General features: G+C 50.6%; 23 protein-coding genes, 7 tRNA genes and 1 riboswitch. All 30 genes read right to left on the bottom strand.

The window, feature by feature from the left end; all coding sequences use genetic code 11:
• Positions 1–284: 284 nt before the first annotated feature.
• The 30 genes from DWY63_RS09160 to DWY63_RS09015 all read right to left on the bottom strand — a co-directional run bounded on the left by DWY63_RS09160 (position 285) and on the right by DWY63_RS09015 (position 24,110).
• On the bottom strand, positions 285–512 hold the full coding sequence (locus tag DWY63_RS09160; RefSeq protein WP_022463118.1) for an HPr family phosphocarrier protein: 228 nt from the start codon (positions 510–512) through the stop codon (positions 285–287).
• Positions 513–847: 335 nt separating this feature from the next.
• A complete protein-coding gene (locus DWY63_RS09155; protein ID WP_055219741.1) occupies positions 848–1,672 on the bottom strand; it encodes an Mrp/NBP35 family ATP-binding protein in 825 nt (274 codons plus the stop codon).
• Between the two features lie 30 nt (positions 1,673–1,702).
• Positions 1,703–2,047: a metal-sensing transcriptional repressor gene (locus DWY63_RS09150; RefSeq protein WP_055219739.1), complete on the bottom strand. Its 345-nt coding sequence runs from the start codon at positions 2,045–2,047 to the stop codon at positions 1,703–1,705.
• A 38-nt stretch (positions 2,048–2,085) separates the two neighbouring features.
• Positions 2,086–2,316, bottom strand: coding sequence for a hypothetical protein (locus DWY63_RS09145; RefSeq protein ID WP_022463115.1), 231 nt, complete (start codon positions 2,314–2,316; stop codon positions 2,086–2,088).
• Positions 2,317–2,320: 4 nt separating this feature from the next.
• Positions 2,321–2,848, bottom strand: a complete 528-nt coding sequence (locus DWY63_RS09140) for a DNA-deoxyinosine glycosylase (RefSeq protein ID WP_117801940.1) — start codon at positions 2,846–2,848, stop codon at positions 2,321–2,323.
• A complete protein-coding gene (locus DWY63_RS09135) occupies positions 2,835–3,077 on the bottom strand; it encodes a hypothetical protein (protein WP_022463113.1) in 243 nt (80 codons plus the stop codon). Before DWY63_RS09135 ends, DWY63_RS09140 begins: the two co-directional genes overlap by 14 nt.
• Before the next feature lie 243 nt (positions 3,078–3,320).
• Positions 3,321–4,499: a phosphoribosylaminoimidazolecarboxamide formyltransferase gene (locus DWY63_RS09130; RefSeq protein ID WP_117760499.1), complete on the bottom strand. Its 1,179-nt coding sequence runs from the start codon at positions 4,497–4,499 to the stop codon at positions 3,321–3,323.
• 31 nt (positions 4,500–4,530) lie between these two features.
• On the bottom strand, positions 4,531–5,244 hold the full coding sequence (locus DWY63_RS09125) for an IMP cyclohydrolase (RefSeq protein ID WP_117801939.1): 714 nt from the start codon (positions 5,242–5,244) through the stop codon (positions 4,531–4,533).
• Positions 5,245–5,322: 78 nt separating this feature from the next.
• A riboswitch (ZMP/ZTP riboswitch) is annotated at positions 5,323–5,403 on the bottom strand.
• A 121-nt stretch (positions 5,404–5,524) separates the two neighbouring features.
• Complete coding sequence (locus tag DWY63_RS09120) at positions 5,525–6,007, bottom strand: acyl-CoA thioesterase (RefSeq protein WP_117801938.1); 483 nt, start codon at positions 6,005–6,007, stop codon at positions 5,525–5,527.
• Between the two features lie 41 nt (positions 6,008–6,048).
• A complete protein-coding gene (locus tag DWY63_RS09115; protein WP_022463108.1) occupies positions 6,049–7,326 on the bottom strand; it encodes an O-acetylhomoserine aminocarboxypropyltransferase/cysteine synthase family protein in 1,278 nt (425 codons plus the stop codon).
• 158 nt (positions 7,327–7,484) lie between these two features.
• A complete protein-coding gene (locus DWY63_RS09110; RefSeq protein ID WP_055227013.1) occupies positions 7,485–9,896 on the bottom strand; it encodes a ribonucleoside triphosphate reductase in 2,412 nt (803 codons plus the stop codon).
• 247 nt (positions 9,897–10,143) lie between these two features.
• A complete protein-coding gene (gene hflX / locus DWY63_RS09105; protein WP_055227015.1) occupies positions 10,144–11,379 on the bottom strand; it encodes a GTPase HflX in 1,236 nt (411 codons plus the stop codon).
• Positions 11,380–11,397: 18 nt separating this feature from the next.
• A complete protein-coding gene (locus tag DWY63_RS09100) occupies positions 11,398–12,432 on the bottom strand; it encodes a tetratricopeptide repeat protein (protein WP_055219726.1) in 1,035 nt (344 codons plus the stop codon).
• Positions 12,429–13,775: a phosphoglucosamine mutase gene (glmM, locus tag DWY63_RS09095; protein WP_022462134.1), complete on the bottom strand. Its 1,347-nt coding sequence runs from the start codon at positions 13,773–13,775 to the stop codon at positions 12,429–12,431. Before glmM ends, DWY63_RS09100 begins: the two co-directional genes overlap by 4 nt.
• A gap of 104 nt (positions 13,776–13,879) precedes the next feature.
• Positions 13,880–14,800, bottom strand: a complete 921-nt coding sequence (locus DWY63_RS09090) for a nucleotidyltransferase family protein (RefSeq protein WP_055219722.1) — start codon at positions 14,798–14,800, stop codon at positions 13,880–13,882.
• 92 nt (positions 14,801–14,892) lie between these two features.
• Entirely contained in the window at positions 14,893–15,969 is a 1,077-nt protein-coding gene (gene prfA / locus DWY63_RS09085; protein WP_022462136.1) for a peptide chain release factor 1, read from the bottom strand.
• A gap of 75 nt (positions 15,970–16,044) precedes the next feature.
• Positions 16,045–16,902, bottom strand: a complete 858-nt coding sequence (gene prmC / locus DWY63_RS09080) for a peptide chain release factor N(5)-glutamine methyltransferase (RefSeq protein ID WP_117801937.1) — start codon at positions 16,900–16,902, stop codon at positions 16,045–16,047.
• A gap of 3 nt (positions 16,903–16,905) precedes the next feature.
• Positions 16,906–17,889, bottom strand: coding sequence for a DUF1385 domain-containing protein (locus DWY63_RS09075; protein ID WP_117801936.1), 984 nt, complete (start codon positions 17,887–17,889; stop codon positions 16,906–16,908).
• Between the two features lie 104 nt (positions 17,890–17,993).
• Complete coding sequence (gene rpmE, locus DWY63_RS09070) at positions 17,994–18,194, bottom strand: 50S ribosomal protein L31 (RefSeq protein WP_022462139.1); 201 nt, start codon at positions 18,192–18,194, stop codon at positions 17,994–17,996.
• Positions 18,195–18,325: 131 nt separating this feature from the next.
• Positions 18,326–19,990 (bottom strand): transcription termination factor Rho, encoded by a 1,665-nt coding sequence (gene rho / locus DWY63_RS09065; protein ID WP_117801935.1) that lies wholly within the window; start codon positions 19,988–19,990, stop codon positions 18,326–18,328.
• Between the two features lie 133 nt (positions 19,991–20,123).
• Positions 20,124–20,205 (bottom strand) — tRNA-Leu (locus DWY63_RS09060).
• Between the two features lie 68 nt (positions 20,206–20,273).
• A tRNA-Lys gene (locus DWY63_RS09055) sits at positions 20,274–20,346 on the bottom strand.
• Between the two features lie 18 nt (positions 20,347–20,364).
• A tRNA-Gln gene (locus DWY63_RS09050) sits at positions 20,365–20,436 on the bottom strand.
• 20 nt (positions 20,437–20,456) lie between these two features.
• Positions 20,457–20,530, bottom strand: a tRNA-His gene (locus tag DWY63_RS09045).
• Positions 20,531–20,576: 46 nt separating this feature from the next.
• Positions 20,577–20,650 (bottom strand) — tRNA-Arg (locus tag DWY63_RS09040).
• 26 nt (positions 20,651–20,676) lie between these two features.
• A tRNA-Gly gene (locus DWY63_RS09035) sits at positions 20,677–20,747 on the bottom strand.
• A gap of 6 nt (positions 20,748–20,753) precedes the next feature.
• Positions 20,754–20,828 (bottom strand) — tRNA-Pro (locus DWY63_RS09030).
• Between the two features lie 320 nt (positions 20,829–21,148).
• Positions 21,149–21,634 (bottom strand): metallophosphoesterase family protein, encoded by a 486-nt coding sequence (locus tag DWY63_RS09025; protein ID WP_330415456.1) that lies wholly within the window; start codon positions 21,632–21,634, stop codon positions 21,149–21,151.
• A gap of 14 nt (positions 21,635–21,648) precedes the next feature.
• The gene (locus DWY63_RS09020; protein ID WP_117760504.1) at positions 21,649–22,251 is read right to left on the bottom strand and encodes an XTP/dITP diphosphatase; all 603 of its coding nucleotides are present in this window, start codon (positions 22,249–22,251) and stop codon (positions 21,649–21,651) included.
• Positions 22,252–22,379: 128 nt separating this feature from the next.
• Positions 22,380–24,110, bottom strand: coding sequence for a carbon starvation CstA family protein (locus DWY63_RS09015; protein ID WP_117801934.1), 1,731 nt, complete (start codon positions 24,108–24,110; stop codon positions 22,380–22,382).
• Positions 24,111–24,112 lie beyond the last annotated feature (2 nt).

The raw sequence follows: 24,112 nt of genomic DNA, 5'->3' as shown, positions 1-24,112 counted from the left end.
ATTCCGCTGCGCTGCATCTCGATGTGGCTTCTCGCCATATGAAATTCCAGAAAAGAACGCTCATTCATGCAAGCATGATTCGTGTCCTTTTCTGGAATTTCGCATGGCTCTGAATAGTTATCATTATACAGAAAAAAGGAGACTGCCGCAACAGTCTCCTTTTTTCTCTCTGAAGTTATGTGTCTCGTGTGATTAGTTTTTCTTCAGAAAGTCCCCTGCGCAAATTCTGTCTCTACTCTCGCTGGCGGCGCAGGCTGAATTTTTTTCGTTTCCCTTAATAAAATTTATGCTACAGCAAATTTCTGCAGGGTTTTATTGAATGCCGGACTGTCACCATAGCAGTGTACGGTGAGATCACGGTTCAGATCCATGCTGAGGATGCCAAGAATGGATTTTGCATCAATAATAACGCGGTTGTAAAAAATGTCAATATCAAAATCACATTTGGAAGCTGCTTTTACAAACTCCTCTACTTCCTCAGTTCCATTGAGTCTTACTACGCAGTGTGACATACGATTCACCTCTTTCTTAATCAATAGCTGTTTGTTTTCCTATCGTTGAGGTAGATTATGCACTTTTTCTCTTTAAATGTCAATATTGAATTTATTTCCTTGTTTTTGCCATATTATGCATGTTTTTTATGCAAGTTTTTCTCATTAACCCTTCATATTTGTCGCTTTTTGTCTCATTTGCGCAGTCATGTGTAACCGGTTACACAAAATCCGTTTAAAATAAAATAGTTTTTGCCAAAAGAAACGTAAAAATCTTGTCAAAAAAACCCGCTTTTCCTTGTAAAATCAAGGAAAAACGAGTTTTTCATGCCATTACTTGCTTCTATATTTAATGATTAGATGTTGATCTTTGCAATATCGGTGTTATCCACTTCTGCAAATCTTCCTTCGTCCACCAGCTCGGCAAACTCCGGATGAATCGGCATTTTGCCGAGAACCGGCACGCCGATCTCGGCTGCGATCTCGTCGATGTGGCTTTCGCCGAAAATGGACAGCTTTTTGCCGCAGTCCGGACATACGAGGTAGCTGTAGTTCTCTACGATACCGAGCACCGGAACGCTCATCATCTGTGCCATCTTGTAGGCTTTCATGACGATCATGCGCACCAGATCCTGCGGGGAAGATACGATCACTACGCCGTCTACCGGAAGAGACTGGAAAACGGTCAGCGGAACATCACCGGTTCCTGGCGGCATATCGACGAAGAGATAGTCCAGGTCGCCCCAGATGACGTCGGTCCAGAACTGTTTTACGGTTCCTGCGATGACAGGTCCTCTCCAGATGACCGGCTCTTCCTCGCCCGGAAGCAGGAGGTTGATGGACATTACCTTTACGCCGTTTGCTGCAACTGCCGGGTAAACGCCCTTGTCATCTACGTTTGCAGGTCCTTTCAGGCCATACATTTTCGGGATGGACGGTCCTGTGATATCGGCATCGAGGATACCAACCTTGTAGCCCTCTTTTGCTTTCTGGTTTGCCAGAGATGCGGTTACCATGGATTTACCAACACCGCCCTTGCCGCTGACAACGCCAATGACATGTTTGATCGAAGAATCGGCATTCAGATCAATATGAAAATCCGGTTTGCCCTGTCCTGCTTTGCTTGGACATCCTTCGCAGCTTTCTTTGGAACAGCTCGAATTGCTGCATTCTTTTGCCATGTTTCTTTCCTCTTTTCTTGTTTTTCTTGCTTATTTGACAAAGCGGTCGATCGCCTTATTCAGCTCCTGAATCGCTTTTGTGTCCCCATGCTCGACTGCATCGACGATGCAATGTTCAATGTGATCCTCCAGGATAATTTTTCCTGTATTGTTAATGGCCGCCTTCACGGCAGACAGCTGGATCAGAACCTCAGTGCAGTCCCGGCCTTCCTCTACCATCCGCTTGATCGACTCCATGTGTCCGATCGCGCGGGAGAGGCGGTTTAAGACTGCTTTTGTATTTGTATGATGGTGCCCGTGGGCGTGATCGTGGGAATGCTCGATCACGGTGCCGTCTTCCAGCACATGCACATGCGTGTGTTTTTCTTCACTCATCGTTTTTTTCTCCGCTTTTCTGGTATTTTCTGCGCGATTCAGATTTCTGTAAACGTAAACCGCTGGCGGATGCCGGAGGTCTCAATGTCAAAGACCAGAGATCCGTCCGCTTCCACCGTTTTTTCATATTTTAAGTTTTTGTCCGGAAATTTCTGACGGATATACGCCTCCGGGTCATCCGTCTCAATCTCGTCGAAAAAGACGTCCCGCATCTGATTATTGGCACACTCATTAAAAATCTCCCAGACGGTCTCGTACTCTTTTTTCATCCTGTCACTCTCCGTTTCGTAAGACTTCTCCGCACTGGCTCCACTCGCCAAGCAGCCGCTCCACAGACCATGCGGCGTTCGCGGGACTCGTCGACGGAAGACGAACCGCTTCCCGTCCCAGCTGCTTCTCCTGGTACTTCCGGTAATACTTCCACGCGGTCGCCCCGTTGCAGTAAATCTGCCGGATATCGGCGCATTCCAGAATGTCCTGCAGCGGATTCGGCACAACATCGCGGATGCTCGCATCGCTCGAGCCTGTGATGACGCAGGACGCGATCACATCCCAGACAGCGATATGATTCCGGAGCAGAAACGCCTTCTTCTCCTCCACGGTCTGCGGCACCTCTTCCCCGCACACGGCTGCCGTCACTTTCCAGAAACGGTTCTGCGGATGGCCGTAAAAAAATCCGGTCTCCCTGGATTTTACGGACGGAAAACTGCCGAGAATCAGAATCCGGGAATCGGCGCGGTAAACCGGCGGAATCGGATGCACCGCCGGGTGCTCATTTTTGTTCTCGTCAGGTCGGCTCATCTTCATCAAACTCCACTACCGTATAGAATCCTCTCGGTGTCTCTTTTACTTCTTTTACGATTCCCTTCCGGGACTGCAGCCTCTCATACGCTTGATAATTCCTGCTCATGGCCACTGCCGGGGTAATCGTATAATAATAGGAGGTAGGCAGTGCGCTTTCTGTCACGTTGACTTCCTGGCCTTCCTCGAGAAGTCCCTGTCGCTCCATTTTAAATTCCATCTGCCGCATATTCCTCATCCTCCTTTTTGCAGCGGGCAAAAGATACGCCCATGGGGTATTTTATCACACTTTTCCGAAAAAGAACAGGGGTTTTCGACAGAAAAAGGGCGGTACCGCCCTCTTCCTGCTTATTTTTTATTCTTCAGAAAGTGCTACTCTCTCTTTGATGATACATGTGCGAAAAAAAGAAAGAATCCGGCCGCCCAGAGACCGGATTCTTTCTTCTTATATAAATATAAAACGCATTTCTTTTTAGTGATGGAACAGACGGATTCCTGTAAATGCCATCGCCATGTTGTACTTGTTGCAGCACTCGATGACAGCGTCATCACGAACCGATCCGCCCGGCTCTGCGATGTACTGGACGCCGCTCTTGTGTGCGCGCTCGATGTTGTCGCTGAACGGGAAGAAGGCATCGGAACCTAAGGTTACGCCCTTCATCTGGTCGAGCCATGCACGTTTCTCTTCTCTTGTGAAGACTTCCGGTTTTACTTTGAAGATCTTCTCCCATGCGCCGTCTGCGAGAACATCCATGTACTCCTCGCCGATGTAAACGTCGATCGCATTGTCACGGTCTGCGCGGCGGATGCCGTCTACGAACTGCAGATCCAGCACCTTCGGGCACTGACGCAGGAACCAGTTGTCGGCTTTCTGTCCGGCAAGACGGGTGCAGTGCACACGGGACTGCTGGCCTGCGCCGACACCGATGGCCTGACCGTCTTTGACGAAGCATACGGAGTTGGACTGGGTATATTTTAAGGTAATCAGTGCAATCTTCAGATCGCGTTTTGCTGCTTCCGGAATCTCTTTGTTCTCGGTTACCACGTTGGAGAGCAGCTCATCGTCGATCGGCAGCTCCTGGCGGCCCTGCTCAAAGGTAATGCCGAAGACCTGTTTGTGCTCGAGCGGAGCCGGACGGTAATTCTCGTCGATTTTGATGACGCAGTAGTTACCTTTTTTCTTTGCTTTCAAGATTTCCAGTGCTTCATCGGTAAATCCCGGAGCGATGACACCGTCAGAAACCTCACGTTTGATCAGAGATGCGGTGTCTTTGTCGCAGACATCAGAAAGTGCGATAAAGTCGCCGAAAGAAGACATACGGTCTGCGCCTCTGGCTCTTGCATAAGCGCATGCTAACGGAGAAAGCTCTCCCATATCGTCTACCCAGTAAATTTTACGCAGGGTCTCGTCCAGCGGAAGACCTACGGCTGCACCTGCCGGGGAAACGTGCTTGAAGGAAGTTGCTGCCGGAAGACCGGTGGCTGCTTTCAGCTCACGTACCAGCTGCCAGCCATTGAAGGCATCCAGAAAATTGATATAGCCCGGACGGCCGCTTAATACTTCGATCGGAAGATCTCTGTCATCATCCATGTAAATTCTGGAAGGTTTCTGGTTCGGGTTGCATCCGTATTTTAACGCTAATTCTTTCATGATTTTCTCCTTTCGCAAAACACTCGATTTCTTATTTATTTTTATTCACGATTCTTGTCTCATACTTGCCGGTTGCAATGTCGATATAGCGTGTGAAGAGGGACACCTTGTTGTCCTCGTTTAAGCTGCTCCAGAGCAGTTCGGTGAAAGCATCGATGTCATCCGGAATCTCGACCAGTTTTGGCTCACCCTCAAAGCTTGGCAGCGGATTGCCGTCGTGCATGTAGGTGTGGATGAAATGGCCTTCCCCTGCTACACAGTTATCATAGGAGAAGGTGTAGCGGTTGCACTGGGAAGGATCGCCGTTATTGCTCTTTAAGATCGACATCTGGTAGCCGTACGTTCCGTTCTCTACGTGCATCACACCGGAAATACGAGGAGTGTAGTTCGGTGCATCCGGCTCAAACTCTCTGCTTCTAAGGGATACCTCAAACGTTTTTCCCTGCTCCAGTCCTTCGTATACGGTATCGGTCTGGTCTCCGTTTGTTACGATCGTATCATTTCCCAGAACGCGTACCGGTGCGTAGATGATCAGGCTCGGCTCTTCCAGCTTCGACGGATCAAACGCCTGTGTGCGGATTCCCTCACCCTCCTCAACAAAGACACGGTTGCGGCTGTTCTGGCTTCTGCCCATAATAAAGTATCCGGCAACGGCTTTTGTGCCGTCTTTGGATCTGCCGATCACAATTCCTCTTCCTGGATATGCATTTCCTTTTAATTCCTGTTCCAGTGATACTTTTTTCATCTTCTGATCTCCTTTTCAAGGTGGCTGGAATGGGATTTTCTGTTTTTGGATAAAAAAACAGACCCACTCCCCCAAGCATTCTTCTGCCCAGACGGTCGGCCTCTTCTCACGCTATACTCCCTGTGGTCATTTCCACTTCCGTCAGTCGTATAACTGCCTTTACCTTAACATGGAAAATCCCGCCTGTCAAGGGACACGGCGGGATTTTCTTAAAATAAAATTTTCAGAATGCACGAAGACAGCTCCGGTGGATTCTGCAAATGTGCGGGTGAACGTCAACTTAGAACCCCTCTCTGTGACGCTCTTTTCGCAGTTCATAGCGGCGTTTTCCGCCCTCCCACTCGGCCTCCTGCTCCGGGGATTCCAGAATCAGGCCCGGGACGGGAAGTGCGCGGCCGTTCTCGTCGATGGCCACCATCACCACGTAGGCACGGTTGATCATTTTCCGAATGCCGGTCGCAAGCTCTTCCACGTACGTGTCGACGCGCACCTCCATTGAGGTGCGTCCGACATACGTCACTCTTCCGACCAGTACGACGGTGTCGTTCAGAAAAGCAGGATGCTTGAAGTTCAGATTGTCGATGCACGCGGTGGTGATTTCGTGGCCGCAGTGGCGGCGTCCCACCAGACCGGCAAGCTCATCGATCCACGCGACCAGCTGGCCGCCGAACAGACGGCCATAGCCGTTGATATGGCGGTGCATCAGAAGATACGACTGCTCTGTCTCAGAATCTTTTACGCGTTTCTCTGCCATTTCTTCCATTTTACCAATACGCTCCTTTTCACATCCTGTTTTTTGTATCTTTATACGTTCGCAAGCGCCTGATCAAGGTCTGCAATGATATCGTTCACATCCTCAATGCCGACTGACAGACGGATCAGATCCGGCAGAACACCGGCTTCGATGAGCTGCTGATCGTTCAGCTGGCGATGGGTATGGCTTGCCGGGTGCAGAACGCAGCTTCTTGCATCGGCAACGTGTGTTACAATTGCTACCATTTTCAGGCCGTTCGTGAAGCGCATCGCGCCGTCTCTTCCGCCCTTTGGTCCGAAGCAGAGAACGCCGCAGGTTCCGTTCGGCATGTATTTTTCTGCCAGCGCATGGTATTTGCTGTCTGCAAGGCCTGCGTACTCAACCCATGCTACCTTCGGGTGGTTTTTCAGGAACTCTGCCACTTTCTCGGCATTTCTGCAGTGACGCTCCACGCGCAGGTGCAGGGTCTCCAGACCGACATTCGTCAGGAATGCATTCTGCGGGGACTGGCACGCTCCCATATCACGCATCAGCTGTGCGGTTGCTTTTGTGATATACGCTTTTTTACCGAATTTCTGCGTATAAATCACGCCGTGGTACGATTCGTCCGGTGTAGTAAGGCCCGGGAATTTGTCTGCATGCGCATCCCAGTCGAAGTTTCCGGAATCGACAATCGCTCCGCCGAGCGCCATTGCATGGCCGTCCATGTATTTTGTGGTGGAATGGGTGACAATATCTACACCGAACTCGAACGGACGGCAGTTGATCGGGGTTGCAAAGGTGTTGTCGCAGATCATCGGAACGCCGTGCTCATGTGCAAGTTTAACAAACTTGTCAATGTCAAGTACAACACCTGCCGGGTTGGAAATCGTCTCGGCAAAGACAGCTTTGGTGTTCGGCTGGAATGCTTTTTCCAGCTCCTCTGCCGGCGCATCCTGGTCCACGAGAGTAGTCTCGATGCCGAATCGTTTTAAGGTAACGGCGAGCAGGTTGGAGGTTCCTCCGTAAACCTTTGCCGCGCAGACAACGTGGTCGCCTGCCTCACAGATGTTGGTAACAGCAAGCATCGTTGCCGCCTGGCCGGAAGATGTGAGCATGGCTGCCACGCCGCCCTCCAGATCGCAGATTTTCTGTGCTACGACGTCGTTCGTCGGGTTCTGCAGACGGGAATAGAAATATCCCTCCTCCTCCAGATCGAACAGTTTTCCCATTTCCTCGCTGGTTGCATATTTGAATGTTGTGCTCTGGTAAATCGGAAGTACACGCGGCTCACCGTTTTTCGGCTGCCATCCTCCCTGTACACAGATTGTGTCCTGGCTGTATCCCATAATTTTTCTCCCTTCTGTAAGTGAAACCGGTCCACCGGGCCGATTTCTGCTGTGCTCAGCGCCATAATAATACCCCCACCCGGGATGCCCGGGCGAGGGTATCACTTTTTCCTATTATAACTCTGTTTGTTCTTTCCTGCAACTATATGCGCACAGATTTAGGAGAGATATTCATCCACATATTTCTGGATATTGGAAGCATTCACAATCTTCTGCGCCTGGCCGTCCTCCACAACGAGAAGAGTCGGTGCCTGCATGATGCCGTACTGTGCGGCAAGATCCGGGTGACGCTCTGCGTCGATCACCTCATACTGCTCCTCGGCGAGCATTTCTTTTGCCATTTTGCAGTTCGGGCAGGTGCTTGTCGTGAACAGGTACATGCCGTCTTCCTCGATTTTATCTGCTGCTGCAGCGGCTTTCGGCTCTTCTTTTCCAGCGGCCTGCTCTGCCAGTTTCTCTGCTGCACCGTACGATTTCATTTTCTGCTCCGGCGATTTGGAGTGGATGATATCATATACAGTTCTGTTCTTGTACTCCTGGCGTTTTCCGTCGTTCCAGTTCTTGACCGGACGGTAATATCCCGTGATACGGCTGTAAACCTCTGCCTCTTTTCCGCAGATCGGACATGTAAAGTGCTCGCCGGCGAGATAGCCGTCGTTCGCACAGACAGAATACGTCGGGGACAGCGTGTAGTACGGCAGTTTGTAGTTCTCTGCAATCTTCCGCACAAGGGAAGCTGCTGCTTTCCAGTCCGGCAGTTTTTCGCCAAGGAACGCATGGAAGACAGTTCCCGAGGTGTACAGCGTCTGCAGATCATCCTGAATATCAAGCGCAGAGAAAATATCCTCGGTATAGTCCACCGGCAGATGGGAGCTGTTGGTGTAGTACGGGGTATCTCCCTCATGGCCTGCGGTCTTGATATCCGGCCATTTTGCACGGTCGTGTTTTGCCAGACGGTATGCGGTCGACTCCGCCGGAGTTGCCTCAAGGTTGTACAGATCGCCGTACTCCTCCTGGTAATCAGAAAGACGCTCTCTCATATGGTTCAGAACTTCTTTCGTAAACTGCTGTGTCTTCGGATCCTCCAGACCCTTTCCGAGCCATGCGGCATTTAAGCCGGCCTCGTTCATACCGATCAGACCGATGGTTGAGAAGTGGTTCTCAAACGTTCCAAGGTACCGTTTCGTATATGGATACAGTCCCTCGTCCAGGAGGCGGGTAATGACCTCACGTTTCGTCTTTAACGAACGTGCGGCAATATCCATCATATGATCGAGACGGCGGTAGAACTCTTTCTCATCTTTGGACTGATATGCGATACGCGGCATATTGATGGTGACAACGCCGACCGATCCGGTGCTCTCGCCGGAACCGAAGAATCCGCCAGTTTTCTTTCGAAGCTCACGCAGATCCAGGCGGAGACGGCAGCACATGGAGCGCACGTCGCTTGGTTTCATATCGCTGTTGATGTAGTTGGAGAAGTACGGGGTACCGTATTTTGCAGTCATTTCGAACAGCAGACGGTTATTCTCCGTATCGGACCAGTCAAAATCGGATGTGATGGAGTAGGTCGGGATCGGGTACTGGAAGCCTCTTCCGTTGGCATCTCCCTCGATCATCGTCTCGATGAACGCTTTGTTGACCATATCCATCTCTTTTTTACAGTCTTTGTACTTGAAGTCCATCTCCTTGCCGCCGACGATCGCCGGAAGCTCCGCGAGGTCATCCGGTACGGTCCAGTCGAGTGTGATGTTGGAGAACGGTGCCTGGCTTCCCCAGCGGCTCGGTGTGTTGACGCCGTAGATAAACGCCTCGATGCACTTCTTCACTTCGCCGTAGCTTAAGTTGTCCACTTTGACGAACGGCGCCAGATACGTATCAAATGAAGAAAATGCCTGCGCACCTGCCCACTCGTTCTGCATAATGCCGAGGAAGTTGACCATCTGGTTGCACAGAACCGAAAGATGTCTTGCCGGAGAAGAAGTAATCTTTCCGTTGATGCCGCCAAGTCCTTCTTTGATGAGCTGTTTTAACGACCATCCTGCACAGTAGCCGGTCAGCATCGACAGGTCGTGGATGTGAATATCCGCGTTGCGGTGTGCCTCGGCGATCTCGTCATCATAAATCTCTGATAACCAGTAGTTGGCTGTGATCGCGCCGGAATTGCTTAAGATCAGACCGCCGACAGAATACGTTACGGTCGAATTCTCTTTGACACGCCAGTCCTCTACTTTTACGTAGCTGTCCACGATCTCTTTGTAGTCTACGATCGTCGATTTCATGTTGCGGATTTTTTCCCTCTGCTTGCGGTACAGAATGTAAGCTTTTGCCACTTCTGCGTAGCCGCACTGGATCAGCACGTTCTCCACGCTGTCCTGAATTGCCTCCACTGAAATTTTTCCGTCTTTGATCTTGGACTGAAAGTCCGCTGTTACGCGCAGTGCCAGCATCTGAAGCATGTCATCGCTGAACTGCATATCTTTTGCGCCGAATGCTTTTCCAATCGCATCGGTAATCTTTTTCATCTGGAACTCTGCAATCGTTCCGTCTCTCTTTTCTACCTGAAACATGGAATCCCTCCTGTTAATTCAACCGTTTCTGCAAGGCCTTTTTAAGGTTCCACTCTTTGCAGTGTCTGAACCATATGATAGCAGAGCATGTTTCTCCCGTCAATAGTAAAAAGTACCATATCTAGTGTGAAATTTTCTAACATCACTAGATATGGTACTTTTACTTGTATTCTGTCCCTTCCATTTTTCGGCGCTGTACGGCGCTTAAAGGGATGTACTGCCGTTTTTAAGCCCGCTTGCCATACCTCTATACCCTCGGATAGATATCCTTCGGTACATAGGCTTTTACGCGGATGCCTTCCGGCAGATATTCTTCTTCGAGCAGAATTCCGTATCCGCGGATCAGTGAAATCGTTCCCGCCTTATCGTACGGATAGAGGCGCTCGATATAGATTTTTCCCTCCATCATCCACGAGGAGAGTAAATTTTTGAGGTCTTCGAGTCCCTGTCCTGTTTTGGCAGAGACCGCAAGGCTCGCGTCTGCCCGGAAATCTTTTACAACCATCGGGGCGAGAAGCTTATCCTGCTTGTTCAGCAGGGTGACGATCTTTTTGTCCTCAACTTTCAGTTCCCGCAGCGTATCGTACACGACCTGCATCTGCAGCTCCATCTGCGGATTTGACGTATCCACAACGTGGAGAATATAGTCGGCATACCGTGCTTCCTCCAGCGTACTGCGGAATGCATCGATCAGATGATGTGGCAGCTTATTGATAAATCCAACCGTATCGGTCAGCAGGATTTCCTGTCCATCCGGAAGGGTCAGTGACCGCGTCGTCGTATCCAGCGTGGAAAACAGCATTGCATCTGCCAGAATTTCCGATCCTGTCAGTGCATTTAAAAGACTGCTCTTTCCCGCTGACGTATAGCCTACGAGCGCCGCTACCGGGATTTTGGAACGTTTTCTGCCTTCACGAAGGAGCTCTCTGTGCTGGCGTACTTCCTCAAGCTCACGTTTTAACTGCGTAATACGCGTGCGGATCAGGCGCCGGTCGGTTTCCAGCTTTTTCTCTCCCGGTCCTCTCGTACCGATTCCGCCGCCGAGACGGGAAAGCGATGTGCCAAGGCCGGAAAGTCGGGACGCACGGTACTTTAACTGGGCCAGCTCAACCTGGATTTTACCCTCGCTGCTCACGGCGCGCGCCGCAAAGATATCCAGGATCAAAAGCGTACGGTCCATGATCTTGCATTCCAGTGCTTCCTCCAGCCCTTTTAACTGGATCGAGGAGAGCTCATCGTCGCAGATGATGCCCGTCGCATCGCAGGCGCGCACCAGAATTTTCAACTCCTCTAATTTTCCTTTTCCGATGTACGTTCCCGGATGAATGGCCTCTCGCACCTGCACCAGGCGGCCCTCCACCTTCGCACCGGCGGTGCTGGCCAGTTCCGCCAGCTCGTCGAGCGATTCTTCTGCGTTTGCGCCGCCGTTTTCCTGTACGCCGACCAGAATCACGCGCTCCTGTTCTTCTCTTAAATCAAACAATTCAACTTCCTCCGTCTGTTATCGGTTCTGGAGAAACGTATTTTCCCGCTGCGCCGCGGTGTTTTCCGGGTATGCTGCCAGAAAATCCGCCATCAGCGACTTCGCGGTATCAAAATCCGCCCGTTTTTCATAGGATACAATCTGGTTGAACAGCAGATTTTCCCGGTCGGAATCCTCTGCCGTTTTGAGTCCTTCCTCGATATACGAGAGTGCACTGTCCGTGTCGTTTTCCGCAAGTGCGCAGAGCGCCAGCCCGTTGTTTGCTGCCGCCGCAAAGCCATCTGTCGAAAGATACGAAGAAAACAGTGCTTTCGCCTCGTCGTTCTGACCATTGGAAAGGTAAACCTCGCCGAGCATTTCCATCGCCGCGCTGCTGCCGTCCTTCATTGCCTTCGAGAACGCTTTGACCGCCTCGTCCTGCTCCTCCAGATAGTAGTATGCGCAGCCGATGTTATAATAATCCTCGGTCGTTTTCGGCTCAATCTTCACTGCCGCTTCGAGGTAACGGTCTCCGTCCGCCTTCATGCTGCTCTCCTGATACAGCTCGTAAATGTCAAGGCAGAGCTGATAGCTCTCCTTCGTCTCCACTGCCGCATCAAAATCCACCTTCGCCTGCTCGTAATTCTTCTGCAGGAAGTACGCGCGTCCCCTAAGGAACAGCGCATCGGCATCGGCCTTTTCTTCCTGAATATTGGTGCAGATCTCAATGGCTCCATCCAGATCTCCGGCCTGTACGCAGGTTTCCGCCTCGTAATACATGACATCGCGCGAAAACTCCGCGTCTTTGTGCTTCATGCTCGAAAGACTGCTCTTGAAAGCCTCTTTTGCCTTGTCATACTCCTGGCTTTTCAGATAAGCGATGCCGAGCGACCGGTAGCTCTCCGCCAGTCGGTCGCCTGCCTTTACGGCTCCCTCCAGCATCGCAATCGACGTTACGTAGTCCTTCTGTTCGAGCGCCTCGATGCCCTTTTTATAAAGCTTTGAATTTTTATTTTCACAGCCGCCAAGCACCATTGCCGCCGCCAGAAAAAAGATTACCAGTCTTTTTTTCATTCTGTCACAAGTCCTTCTTTATGCATCACAGAAACAACCTGGTCTACGTATTTTGCACACGTTGCGTCGTCCGGTGCTTCCACCATGACACGGATCACCGGCTCGGTGCCGCTCTCTCTTACGAGGATGCGTCCGTCATCGCCCAGGGCCTCTGCTACGTCTTCTACTGCTTTCTGTACTGCCGGGTTGGCCTTTGCAGCTGCTTTGTTTGCCACGCGGACATTCTTTAAGAGCTGCGGGTAAATCACTACCTCGGCTGTCAGGGTGCTGAGCGGGAGTTTCTTATCTATCAGCACTTCCATCACCATCAGGGAGGTCAGGATTCCGTCACCGGTCGTCGCGTGCTTGCTGAAAATGATGTGGCCGGACTGCTCTCCGCCGAGAGAATAGCCGTTTGCCATCATGTTCTCGCACACGTATTTGTCGCCGACTGCCGTCTTCTCATACCGGATACCGGCGCGGTCACACGCTTTGTAAAGACCGAGGTTTGACATGATCGTGGTCACGATCGTATCTCCGTTTAACTGGCCTTTTTCTTTTAAGTATTTACCGCAGACATACATGATCAGGTCTCCGTCTACCACATTTCCCAGCTCATCGACAGCGATGCAGCGGTCTGCGTCTCCGTCGTAGGCAAATCCGACATCGAGGTGTTTCTCTCTTACATATTTCTGAAGCTCTTCGATGTGGGTGGAACCACAGCCGCAGTTGATGTTTGTTCCGTCCGGCTCGTTGTGGATCACATATGTCTTGGCGCCGATGGCATCAAACACGCTCTTGGCTACGGAAGAGGCACTTCCGTTGGAGCAGTCGAGTCCGACTCTCATGTTTTTAAAGGATTTTGTCGGAATCGAGATCAGGTGTCCAATGTAGCGGTTCCTTCCGGCTGCAAAATCCACGGTACGTCCGATGTCTTCTCTCGTTGCGAACGGGATCTTCGGTGTTCCGTCGTCGATGTAGGCTTCGATCTGCGCTTCGATGTCGGCTTCCAGTTTCTGTCCCAGGCCATTGATGACTTTGATTCCGTTGTCATAGAACGGGTTGTGGCTGGCGGAGATCATAATTCCGCAGTCAAAGTTTTCGGTACGGACAACATAGGAAACGCTCGGGGTGGTCGTTACATGCAGCAGATAAGCGTCTGCTCCCGATGCGGTCAGTCCTGCTACCAGCGAATATTCGAACATGTAGCTGGAGCGTCTGGTGTCTTTTCCAATGACGATCTGTGCTTTGTGGTCTTTTCCGAAATACCATCCGAGGAATCTTCCCACTTTATATGCATGCTCAACCGTCAGATCAATGTTTGCTTCTCCGCGAAATCCATCTGTTCCAAAATATTTACCCATGGTATGCTCCTTTCCCCTTTCGGGCAGAAAGCGTGTCTGAAATTTTTTGCAATCATTCAAACACGCTTTTTCTGGTTATTCACTCAAATAACAAAATATCGTAATTAGTCGTACAGCTTCTCGCTGTATACGCCGTCCGCAATCAGTTTGCGGAATGCTTCTGTTACGGAAGCTTTGTCTTCCTGATACGTTACGCCGAACCACTCTGCGTCGGTCGGAAGAACTTTTACTTCTGCTTTTCCTGCGTGCAGCAGCTCGTCGATGTAGATCGGAAGGAGGTACTCGCCTTTTACATCTCCCTCTTTCTGTGCAGAAAGGAATTCAACAAAGCCTTTCTCCAGAAGATCAATGAACTCCGGCTGCAGTCCCCACATGTTCATGGAAACAAGGGAGTTTTTGTCGATCGGATCAACCGTTCCGTCTTCTTTTTCAACGCCTGCGCCCTCTGCGGTCTTTACGATGTTTTTCGTCTCGTTGACACCAGTCAGATTTCCGTTTTCATCAACGACGCAGACACCTCTTGTAACACCGCCGTTGTCACTTAAGGTGTTTCCAAGCACGAATCCTGCCATGGAGATCGGCATAACTTCATCCACATCATGCTCCTGTACAAGGTAGTCGTGCAGTTTTACGAACGGATCTTTTCCGTAATAGTCATCAGCATTGATAACAGCAAACGGCTCTTTTACAAGACCTTTGCAGGCAAGAACGGCCTGGCCGGTTCCCCACGGTTTGGTACGGCCTTCCGGTTTTGCAAAGCCTGCCGGCAGATCATCGAGCTCCTGGAATGCATATTCCACCTCTGTGATTTTGCTGATGCGGTTGCCGATGACTTCCTTGAAATCTTTCTCCAGATCCTTGCGGATGATGAAGACTACTTTGTTGAAGCCGGCTTCCAGTGCATCGTGGATGGAATAATCCATGATGATCTCCCCGTTTGGTCCTACTGGCTCAAGCTGTTTGATTCCCTTTCCAAATCTGCTGCCGATTCCGGCTGCCATGATCACAAGTGCTGTTTTCTTCATAGCGTTTTCCCTTTCTCTTTTCCCCTTTTTTCTCTTGTTTATTCTATCAACAATCGATCCTGTAGACCAATCGTGATTCGCAGCGTTTATTATTATGCTTCTTCCTGCATGCTGCTCAGCTTTGCGGCCTGATCGGCTGCAATCAGACTGTCGATGATTTCATCCAGATCGCCGTTCATGATGGCGTCCAGTTTGTATAAGGTCAGTTTGATTCTGTGATCCGTCACACGTCCCTGCGGGAAGTTGTACGTACGGATCTTCTCGGAGCGGTCTCCCGTTCCGACCTGGCTCTTTCGAAGCTCGGCCATCTCATCGTGCTGTTTCTGCTGCTCTAAGTCGTACAGACGGGCACGCAGAATCTTCAGTGCCTTGTCCTTATTCTTTAACTGTGATTTCTCATCCTGGCAGGAAATGACGATGCCGCTCGGGAAGTGGGTCAGACGGACTGCTGAGTCGGTCGTATTGACACACTGGCCGCCGTTTCCGGAAGCACGGAATACATCGAATTTGTAATCTTTCGGGTCGATCTGTACTTCGACGTCGTCCACCTCCGGCATGATCGCTACGGTCATGGTTGAGGTATGGATTCTTCCGCCGGACTCGGTTTCCGGCACACGCTGTACGCGGTGCGTGCCGCTCTCGTACTTCATCCGGGAGTACGCGCCTGCTCCGTTGATCAGAAGTGTTGCGTCTTTAAAGCCGCCGATTCCGTTTTCATCGGCGCTGGTCAGCTCTGTTTTCCAGCCGCGGCTCTCTGCGTATTTGATGTACATACGGCAGATTTCTGCGGTAAAGAGTGCCGCCTCGTCTCCGCCGGCACCTGCGCGGAACTCTACGATAACGTTCTTGTCATCGTTCGGGTCTTTCGGCAGAAGCAGGACTTTGAGCTCCTGCTCCAGCTCCTCTACGCGTTTTTTCGCATCGGAGAGTTCTTCTTTCAGCATTTCGCGCATCTCTTCGTCGGATTCCTCCTCGAGAAGCATCAGGCTCTCTTCGATGGTCTGTTTCTGTGTTTTATAGTCCTTATATGCGTCTGCGATCGGCTGGAGTTCTGCCTGCTCCTTCATCAGCTTCTGGAACTTCGCCGCATCGGCAGCGACGTCCGGCTCGCTTAACTGATTCAGTACCTCCTCGAGACGCATGAGGATATCATCAAGTTTATCAAACATAAAATGACTGCTCCTTTTTACTGTTTTCGTCTGTTTATGATGTCATTATGGTGTCAAAATTAAAATTCATTTCTGTCAGGGTTTTTTGTGCCAGATACCGGCCACCACGCGGTCCAGGCCTGCCAGATCTTTCAGAACCTGTACATCGGCAAAGCCGTGGGTTTCCATCAGCTCCCGCACTTCATCTCCCTGATCGTATCCAATTTCAAAACAGAGCTTTCCGCCCTCTTTTAAATAGCTTCCTGCCTGCTCTGTAATCTTCCGGTAAAAGACAAGACCGTCCGCACTGCCGTCGAGTGCCATCCGCGGCTCATGGTCGCGCACCTCCGGCATCAGGGTTTCAATCACATCCGTGCGGATATACGGCGGATTGCTTGCGATCACATCGAAGGTTCCCTCGATGTTTTCAAATAAGTTGCTCTTTACGAACGATGCCCGTCCGCCCGCCTGTGCGCCGTTCTTTTCCGCAACCTGTAAGGCTTTCTCGGAGAGATCCGCGCCGATTCCCGTGCAGTCCTCTCTCGTCACAAGAAGCGATATGAGGATGCATCCCGAACCGGTGCAGAGATCGAGGATCCGTGCATCTTTTGGAAGGCCGCGGAGCGCTTCCTCCACAAGAATCTCGGTGTCCTGCCGCGGAATCAGTACATGCTCATTCACAAAAAACGGAATTCCGTAGAACCACGCCTCTCCGGTCAGCTGCTGCAGCGGAATGTGTTCGCCGCGCTTTCTGACCAGCGCTTCGTACTGCTCCTGCTGTTCTTTTGGCATTTCATCTTCACTGTGTACAAAGTAGGTGCTGTGGCTGATCCCGCAGACATACTCCAGTAAAAGCCATGCGTCCTGCCGGGCTTCCTCCACCCCCTGCTTTTGTAAGTACAGAATAGCGGATTCCAGTGCAGATTTCAAGTTTTTTCTATCGTGCACACTCATCGGTCACGGCTCCTCATGTTCTTTCTTTTCGGTTTTGGCCGGGTACGTATAACCAAAGTTTTCGTTCAGGTACGCTCTCCAGTCAAACACAGCCTCCACAGCGGCGATCGCAACCTCTGCCATCTCGGCATCCGGCTCGCGCGTCGTCAGGTGCTGCAGCATCAGGCCCGGTTTACTGATCAGGTTGACCAGTTTATTGTCACTTTTTCCCGCCAGGCGGATAATTTCATACGAAACGCCCGCGATCACCGGAATGAGAAGCAGGCGGATCACGATTTTCAGCACCGGGGAATCGACCCGGATGAACATGAAAAAGATGATGCTGATGACGATGACGTACATCAGAAAGCTCGTTCCGCAGCGCTTGTGCTCCCGGGAACTCTTTAAGACGTTTTCCACGTTCAGTTCCAGACCGTGCTCAACACAGTTGATGCATTTATGCTCGGCGCCGTGGTACATGAACACGCGCTGAATGTCTTCCATACGGGAAATGGCTGCCAGATAGCCGAGGAACAGTGCCACACGCACAAAGGCCTCTGCCACCGCGGTCAGTGTCGTTCCGGCTCCCGCTTTGTGCAGCAGTTCGGACAGGAAGTACGGCACCATCAGAAAGAGAACGACGGCGATGACAACGGAAAATGTGACGGTTCCGTACATCATCAGCCTGTCTGTCTTTTCTTTTTTCGCTTTCTGCTGCTCCTCTTCCTCTTTCGTCGCCGGCTTTTTCTTTTCCTCCTCCTCGTCCTCATAGAACGAAGCGGAGTACATAAGGGAACTCATGCCGACGATCATCGAATCGGCAAAGCTGAAGACACCGCGCAGAATCGGAACTTTTAAGAGCTCCTTGTGCTTCGTCAGCGGCTTGTGCTGCTCTACTTTAACCTCAATCTCCCCGTCCGGCCGGCGTACTGCGACGGAATAGCGGTCCTTGTTCATCATCATGACGCCTTCCATCACGGCCTGGCCGCCAATATTGGATGATTTCATAATTTACGTTTACCTCCTCAAAGGGGATTTTCTGCATCCGTAACGCAAGAACGGGCTGAGATCTTCCAACCTCAGCCCGTTTTTCATCTTGCTTGATTCAATTCTTATTTCATGCCGTATTTCTTGTTGAACTTCTCGATACGTCCACGAGCTGCAGCAGCTTTCTGCTGGCCAGTGTAGAACGGATGGCATTTAGAACAGATCTCAACGTGGATCTCTTTCTTGGTAGAACCTGTTACGAAAGTATTTCCGCAGTTGCAGGTAACAGTTGCCTGATGGTATTCTGGATGGATTCCTTCTCTCATTTTATTCACCTCTTCTTAATATTGTTATCTTCTCAGATTTACTCTGATGATTTCGTATTTCAGGCTGACAAAATCTCATCAACCTTGCACAGCTTTCTCATTGTATCACACAATTTTGAAAATTGCAAGCCTTATACTATTTTTTGTTTCTTTAAAATTTGAATCAGTTCGCCGTTGTTTCTGGTACGGTCAAACATGTTCAGAATATTTTCCACGGCTTCCTCGGATTTCATGCCGTTTAATGCTTTCCGCATATTGTAAACGGCCTCCTGCTCATCTGGTGTCAGAAGCAGATCTTCTCTTCTTGTTCCCGATTTGGCTATGTCGATGGCCGGGAAGACGCGGCGTTCCTGCAGTTTCCGGTCGAGCACGAGTTCCATGTTTCCGGTGCCTTTGAATTCCTCGTAAACGACATCGTCCATCTTGCTTCCGGTGTCCACAAGCGCCGTTGCAAGAATCGTCAGGCTTCCGCCCTCGCGCATGTTTCTGGCCGCGCCGAAAAACCGTTTCGGCATGTAGAGTGCTGCCGGATCGAGACCGCCGGAAAGGGTACGGCCGCTCGGCGGAACGGTCAGGTTGTAAGCTCTGGCAAGACGTGTGATGCTGTCGATGAAGATCGTAACGTCTTTTTTACTCTCCACAAGACGTTTCGCGCGCTCAATGACCATCTCGGACACGCGTTTGTGGTGCTCCGGCTGCTCATCAAACGTGGAATAAATAACCTCCACATTGGAGCCCTGGATCGCTTCTTTGATGTCGGTGACCTCCTCCGGCCGCTCGTCGATCAGAAGGATGATTAGATACATCTCCGGGTTGTTCCGCAGGATGGATTTTGCCGCATCCTTCAAAAGCGTCGTTTTTCCGGCTTTCGGCGGGGAGACGATCATGCCTCGCTGGCCTTTTCCGATCGGACTTACAAGATCCACGATCCGCATCGCCATGCTTCCGCCCGGGCGCTCAAGGCGCAGCCGCTCATCCGGGAAGACCGGTGTCATATCTTCGAAATTGCCGCGGCGCATGATCTGGTCGAGCGGCAGATTGTTGACGCTCTTTAAGTATAAAAGGGCGCTGAATTTTTCGGTTGCGGACTTTACTCTCGTGTTTCCGCGGATGATATCTCCCGTTTTCAGTCCGAAACGGCGGATTTGGGACGGAGAAACGTAGACATCGCTGTCGCCCGGCATATAGTTGTCGGAGCGGATAAATCCAAATCCGTCCGGCATGACCTCGAGGATGCCGCAGGCCTCCTGGCCGCTGTCGAGCGTGCTGGTTTCCTGACGCGGTTCCTGTCTCGTCTCTGGTCTTGCTTCCTGACGCAGCGGCTCCTGTCTCATTTCCTGCCCTGCTTCCTGACGCGGCTCCTGTCTTTGCTCTTCCTCACGGTTATTCTGATTATAATTCCGTGGTTCCTGAAATCTACGCTCATTGAAACGCGGCGCTCTTGGACGGTACTCCTGGCGCTCTCCGTTTTCACTGCGCTCTTCCCGGCGGACATACCGCGGTCTCTGGTACGGGCGCGCGGTGCCGTTTTCCGAGTTTTCCCGATTCTGGCGCTCCATACCATCCTCCCGCTTTTCCTGCGGTTCCTGATTCTGATCCTGTACAGTTTCCGTCTTTTTTTCCTCTTTTAGAACCGCCGGCTCTTCCATGTTTTTCTGGTTTTCTTTCTGATCTTCTTCCAGCATCCGCTCAATCAGCGCTTCTTTCCGCAGGGTGGAAATCCCCTTCATGTTTCTGGATTTTGCCAGCGCTTTCAGCATGCTCAAAGGCAATGACTCATACTTTTCTCTTGTCATACCATTTTTCCTCTATCTATTCTCTATTTGATTTTCGGTTCTGTTTGGAGTTTTTAAGATATTTGATGCGCGAATATTTTTGCTGCAATTATTTAGAATCTGATTTTTGTCATTTTACTGCTGTGGATTTTTCTGCGGTTAGTGGGACTCGAACCCACACGCCGAAAGGCACAGGAACCTAAATCCTGCACGTCTGCCAATTCCGTCATAACCGCATATTATTTTTTCAAAAAAGAAAAACCCCATAGAAAACCTCCATGGGCGTTTTCTATGGGTTATTTAGTGAAGCATCGGGGATTCGAACCCCGGACAACTTGATTAAAAGTCAAGTGCTCTACCGACTGAGCTAATGCTCCGTATACTTTTGCATCCAACTGGGCTAGCTGGATTCGAACCAGCGAATGCAGCAGTCAAAGTGCTGTGCCTTACCGCTTGGCGATAGCCCAATGTTTCGCCTTGCTGGCAGGGTGGATAAAGGGATTCGAACCCTTGGCCTCCAGAGCCACAATCTGGCGCGCTAACCAACTGCGCTATACCCACCATAATTACGACTTACAGTCTTTTTCACTATTTAATTTTAGTGAAGCGTGCTTGGAGGGATTCGAACCCCCGACCCACGGCTTAGAAGGCCGTTGCTCTATCCAACTGAGCTACAAGCACACAGCTTCTACAAAATTGTAGCAGCAAGCGGGTGATGGGAATCGAACCCACGTATCCAGCTTGGAAGGCTGGTGTTCTACCATTGAACTACACCCGCACGACATCGGGGTGACAGGATTCGAACCTGCGACCTCCTGGTCCCAAACCAGGCGCTCTAGCCAAGCTGAGCCACACCCCGTAAACAAGGTTTCCCAATTTGCGTTTAACCCTTTCGCGCTCGACGCAAGATTTATTATATTACATTGTTTTCGGTTTGTCAACACTTTTTTTCATTTTTTTCAAAATGTTTTTTGTGTTGTTTTGTTCTCACCGGACAACAAAAAGATCTTATCATATCTTTTCTCATCTGTCAACACCTAAATTGTATTTTTTTGACAAACTTTTTAAGGATTAGTCAGAACCTGCTCCGGTACTACCCTGTTTTCTTTGGAATAGTCATGTTAGTTGCGATAATTCATTCGATTTTGGGCTGTTTTCCGCCCTTTTTCGACCCGTTTTTTAATCCAGATACTTGATTTCCACCGAAAGCTCATGCTCTTCGTTGATCGCCAGCATGGCATAGCTTGGTTTTCTTCCCATCTGACGCGGATACGTGAGGCTGCCCGGATTGACAATCCAGAGATTTCCACGCTTTTCTGCGACCGGCCGGTGCGTATGGCCGAACAGTACGATATCCACACCCCTGGAAAGTGCCTCCGCATAGATTCCCTCCAGGCCGAGCGATACGCCGTAGTTATGACCGTGTGTGATAAAGGCACGGTAATCATCAATGTTCACCTGAATCTCCGCCGGGAGGTCTGAAAACCAGTCATTATTTCCCATGACCATATAGCACGGGCCGTTTACCTTGGATTTGATCAGGTCATCCATCCCTTCCACGTCACCGCAGTGGATCATGCCGTCGAACTCCTCACGTTCCATGGCCTCCTCAAGGTTATACATCCGTCCATGGGTATCGCTCACTATCAGAAATTTCATACTCATTCTCTTCCCTCTTCTTATTTCAAATATGATGCAATCTGTTCTTTCATCGCCGCCAGTGCTTTTCCTCTGTGGCTGACTGCGTTTTTCTCTTCCGGAGAAAGTTCTGCGGTCGTGCGGCTCATATCCGGCAGATAGAAAATCGGGTCATAGCCAAAACCGTTCTCCCCGCGTTCCTCGTAACCGATTTTTCCCTCGATCGTTCCTTTGGTGGTACAGACTGTTCCATCCGGGAAGGCAGCTGCAATCACACAGACGAATCGTGCCGTTCTTTTTTCCACCGGCACGCCCTCCAGGCGGTCAACGAGGCTCTGATTTTTGATGCGGTAGGACGTATCCTCTCCCATATATCTTGCCGAATAGACACCAGGCTCGCCGTTTAAGGCATCTACTTCCAGACCGGAGTCATCCGCCAGCACGATCATGTCGCCGTCTGTGCATCCGGCAACGGTCTGTGCTTTGATTTTTGCATTCTCCTCAAAGGTTTTGCCGTTCTCATCGATCTCAACCGAAATGCCGGCTTCTTTCATCGAATAAATTTCCACCGGCAGATCCGCAAGGATTTCACGGATTTCTTTCATTTTGCCGGCGTTTCCTGTTGCAAATACAATTTTTTTCATAACCGTTTTCCTTCTTTCACGCTGAAATAACTTGCGATCATTATACCGTATGTGTGACGCAAACACAAGAACCCTGTCACAAAAAAAGACCCCCGTTTTTATCCGGGAGCCTTTTTTGTAATCACACATTATTTTGCTTTTTTCTGATTTGCCAGAGTCTTGAATCCATCGACAGCCAGGATCAGCGCCAGGATGACAAGCAGGCCTGCCAGCACGATACGTGCTACGCACCAGCCGATGCCAACGCCTGCGCCAAGGCCCTTGAAGTTTGCGATCAGGGTCTGTACAAGGGATGTGATGGTTACGATCAGCATGAATACCATCGGGAACAGGAACATTTTGTTGTTTTTGCCGACTTTTCCAAGCCAGGTGGCAACAGCAAGAAGTCCGATGGCTGCCAGCAGCTGGTTGGATGCACCGAACAGCGGCCAGATTTTGGAATAACCGGTCAGGCCAAGGCCGATGCCGAGTACTACGGTGATAACGGTTGATACAACCGGATTGGTCAGAACGGCTTTGTAGCCGGTTGCCTCTTTGTAAGTCTGTCCCGGCTCAAGCCAGAACTCCTGGAACATGTATCTTGCCAGACGGGTTGCGGTATCCAGAGAAGTCAGGCAGAATACCGATACAGTCAGAACCAGCAGAGAGTACAGTACGTGGGTCGATCCGCCAAGTCCCGGAATAGTTGCTACCATCTCAGAGATACCGGTTGCAAATACAGCGGTCGGAACAACGGTGGTTCCGTCTGCGTATCTGGACCAGATGTAGCCGACTGCACACAGAGATACGATTGCAAGTGCACACTCAATCAGCATACCGCCGTATGCGATCGGGCGGGCATTTTTCTCATTGTCAAGCTGTTTCGATGTAGTTCCTGAACCAACGAGTGAATGGAATCCGGAAATTGCTCCGCAGGCGATGGTTACGAACAGGGCCGGGAACATAAATCCAAGAGAACTTCCGGTCGGAGCCAGCGTATCTTTGAATCCGGTGAATGCCGGGATATCCAGGGATGCATGGCCCATCAGAGCACTTCCGATGACACCGGCAGCGGCTACGATCATCATGAAGTACAGAAGGAAGGAGCTTAAGTAGTCACGCGGCTGAAGCAGAATCCAGACCGGTGCAACAGAAGCTACGGTGATATAGATACCAACGATTACCATCCATGCTGTCTCAGAGAGATAGATCGGATGGAAGTTTAATCCAACAACAACGCAGACAACAATAGCTGCAACGCCTGCGATGGTGGAAACGCCAAGAGATACATTTCTTCTGTATACCATGAAACCGAACACAACGGCGAGTACGATGAACAGAATGGAAATCATAGCGGTTGTTGCATTTGCAGAACTTGCTGCCACATCGACAGCGCCGCTCTCGGTATAGGCTGCCTTGAAGGTATTGGCAACGATGGAACCGAAGGCTGCAACAACAAGAATCAGGGTCAGGTAAGCGAAGACGATAAAGAGTTTTTTCGCTTTACTTCCCATGGTGTCTGCGATAACCTCGCCGATGGACTGTCCTTTGTGGCGCAGGGATGCAAACAGTGCGCCGTAATCATGAACGCCTCCAAAGAAGATACCGCCGATGAGTACCCATAAAAGAACCGGAACCCATCCAAAGACAGCGGCCTGAATCGGTCCGTTGATCGGGCCTGCGCCTGCGATGGATGAGAAGTGATGTCCCATTAAGACAGGAGCTTTGGCAGGAACGTAGTCCACACCGTCCTCCTCGGTGAATGCAGGGGTTTTCCGTTTCGGATCAACGCCCCACTGCTCGGCAAGCCATTTTCCGTAGAATACGTATCCGGCGATCAGAATGCCGATTCCGACAACCAGTACAAGAATACTATTCATTT

The sequence above is a fragment of the Blautia sp. AF26-2 genome, assembly GCF_003460955.1.
GTDB lineage: Bacteria > Bacillota > Clostridia > Lachnospirales > Lachnospiraceae > Fusicatenibacter > Fusicatenibacter saccharivorans.
The sequence above is the reverse complement of the archived record's forward strand: the minus strand, read 5'-3'. Positions and strand labels throughout refer to the sequence as shown.

Bases quoted from the DNA above. Each gene is read 5' to 3' on its own strand.
- rpmE (WP_022462139.1), bottom strand. From the start codon at position 18,194: ATGAGAGAAGGAATCCATCCAGAATACCATCAGGCAACTGTTACCTGC.
- DWY63_RS09100 (WP_055219726.1), bottom strand. From the start codon at position 12,432: ATGAAAAAAAGACTGGTAATCTTTTTTCTGGCGGCGGCAATGGTGCTT.
- DWY63_RS09160 (WP_022463118.1), bottom strand. From the start codon at position 512: ATGTCACACTGCGTAGTAAGACTCAATGGAACTGAGGAAGTAGAGGAG.
- prmC (WP_117801937.1), bottom strand. From the start codon at position 16,902: ATGAGTGTGCACGATAGAAAAAACTTGAAATCTGCACTGGAATCCGCT.
- DWY63_RS09120 (WP_117801938.1), bottom strand. From the start codon at position 6,007: ATGGAAGAAATGGCAGAGAAACGCGTAAAAGATTCTGAGACAGAGCAG.
- DWY63_RS09090 (WP_055219722.1), bottom strand. From the start codon at position 14,800: ATGAAGAAAACAGCACTTGTGATCATGGCAGCCGGAATCGGCAGCAGA.
- DWY63_RS09025 (WP_330415456.1), bottom strand. From the start codon at position 21,634: ATGAGTATGAAATTTCTGATAGTGAGCGATACCCATGGACGGATGTAT.
- glmM (WP_022462134.1), bottom strand. From the start codon at position 13,775: ATGGGTAAATATTTTGGAACAGATGGATTTCGCGGAGAAGCAAACATT.
- DWY63_RS09140 (WP_117801940.1), bottom strand. From the start codon at position 2,848: ATGAGCCGACCTGACGAGAACAAAAATGAGCACCCGGCGGTGCATCCG.
- DWY63_RS09150 (WP_055219739.1), bottom strand. From the start codon at position 2,047: ATGAGTGAAGAAAAACACACGCATGTGCATGTGCTGGAAGACGGCACC.
- DWY63_RS09075 (WP_117801936.1), bottom strand. From the start codon at position 17,889: ATGAAATCATCCAATATTGGCGGCCAGGCCGTGATGGAAGGCGTCATG.
- DWY63_RS09145 (WP_022463115.1), bottom strand. From the start codon at position 2,316: ATGAAAAAAGAGTACGAGACCGTCTGGGAGATTTTTAATGAGTGTGCC.
- DWY63_RS09115 (WP_022463108.1), bottom strand. From the start codon at position 7,326: ATGGGATACAGCCAGGACACAATCTGTGTACAGGGAGGATGGCAGCCG.
- DWY63_RS09015 (WP_117801934.1), bottom strand. From the start codon at position 24,110: ATGAATAGTATTCTTGTACTGGTTGTCGGAATCGGCATTCTGATCGCC.
- DWY63_RS09155 (WP_055219741.1), bottom strand. From the start codon at position 1,672: ATGGCAAAAGAATGCAGCAATTCGAGCTGTTCCAAAGAAAGCTGCGAA.
- DWY63_RS09125 (WP_117801939.1), bottom strand. From the start codon at position 5,244: ATGAAAAAAGTATCACTGGAACAGGAATTAAAAGGAAATGCATATCCA.
- DWY63_RS09130 (WP_117760499.1), bottom strand. From the start codon at position 4,499: ATGAAAGAATTAGCGTTAAAATACGGATGCAACCCGAACCAGAAACCT.
- prfA (WP_022462136.1), bottom strand. From the start codon at position 15,969: ATGTTTGATAAACTTGATGATATCCTCATGCGTCTCGAGGAGGTACTG.
- DWY63_RS09110 (WP_055227013.1), bottom strand. From the start codon at position 9,896: ATGTTTCAGGTAGAAAAGAGAGACGGAACGATTGCAGAGTTCCAGATG.
- DWY63_RS09135 (WP_022463113.1), bottom strand. From the start codon at position 3,077: ATGCGGCAGATGGAATTTAAAATGGAGCGACAGGGACTTCTCGAGGAA.
- DWY63_RS09020 (WP_117760504.1), bottom strand. From the start codon at position 22,251: ATGAAAAAAATTGTATTTGCAACAGGAAACGCCGGCAAAATGAAAGAA.
- rho (WP_117801935.1), bottom strand. From the start codon at position 19,990: ATGACAAGAGAAAAGTATGAGTCATTGCCTTTGAGCATGCTGAAAGCG.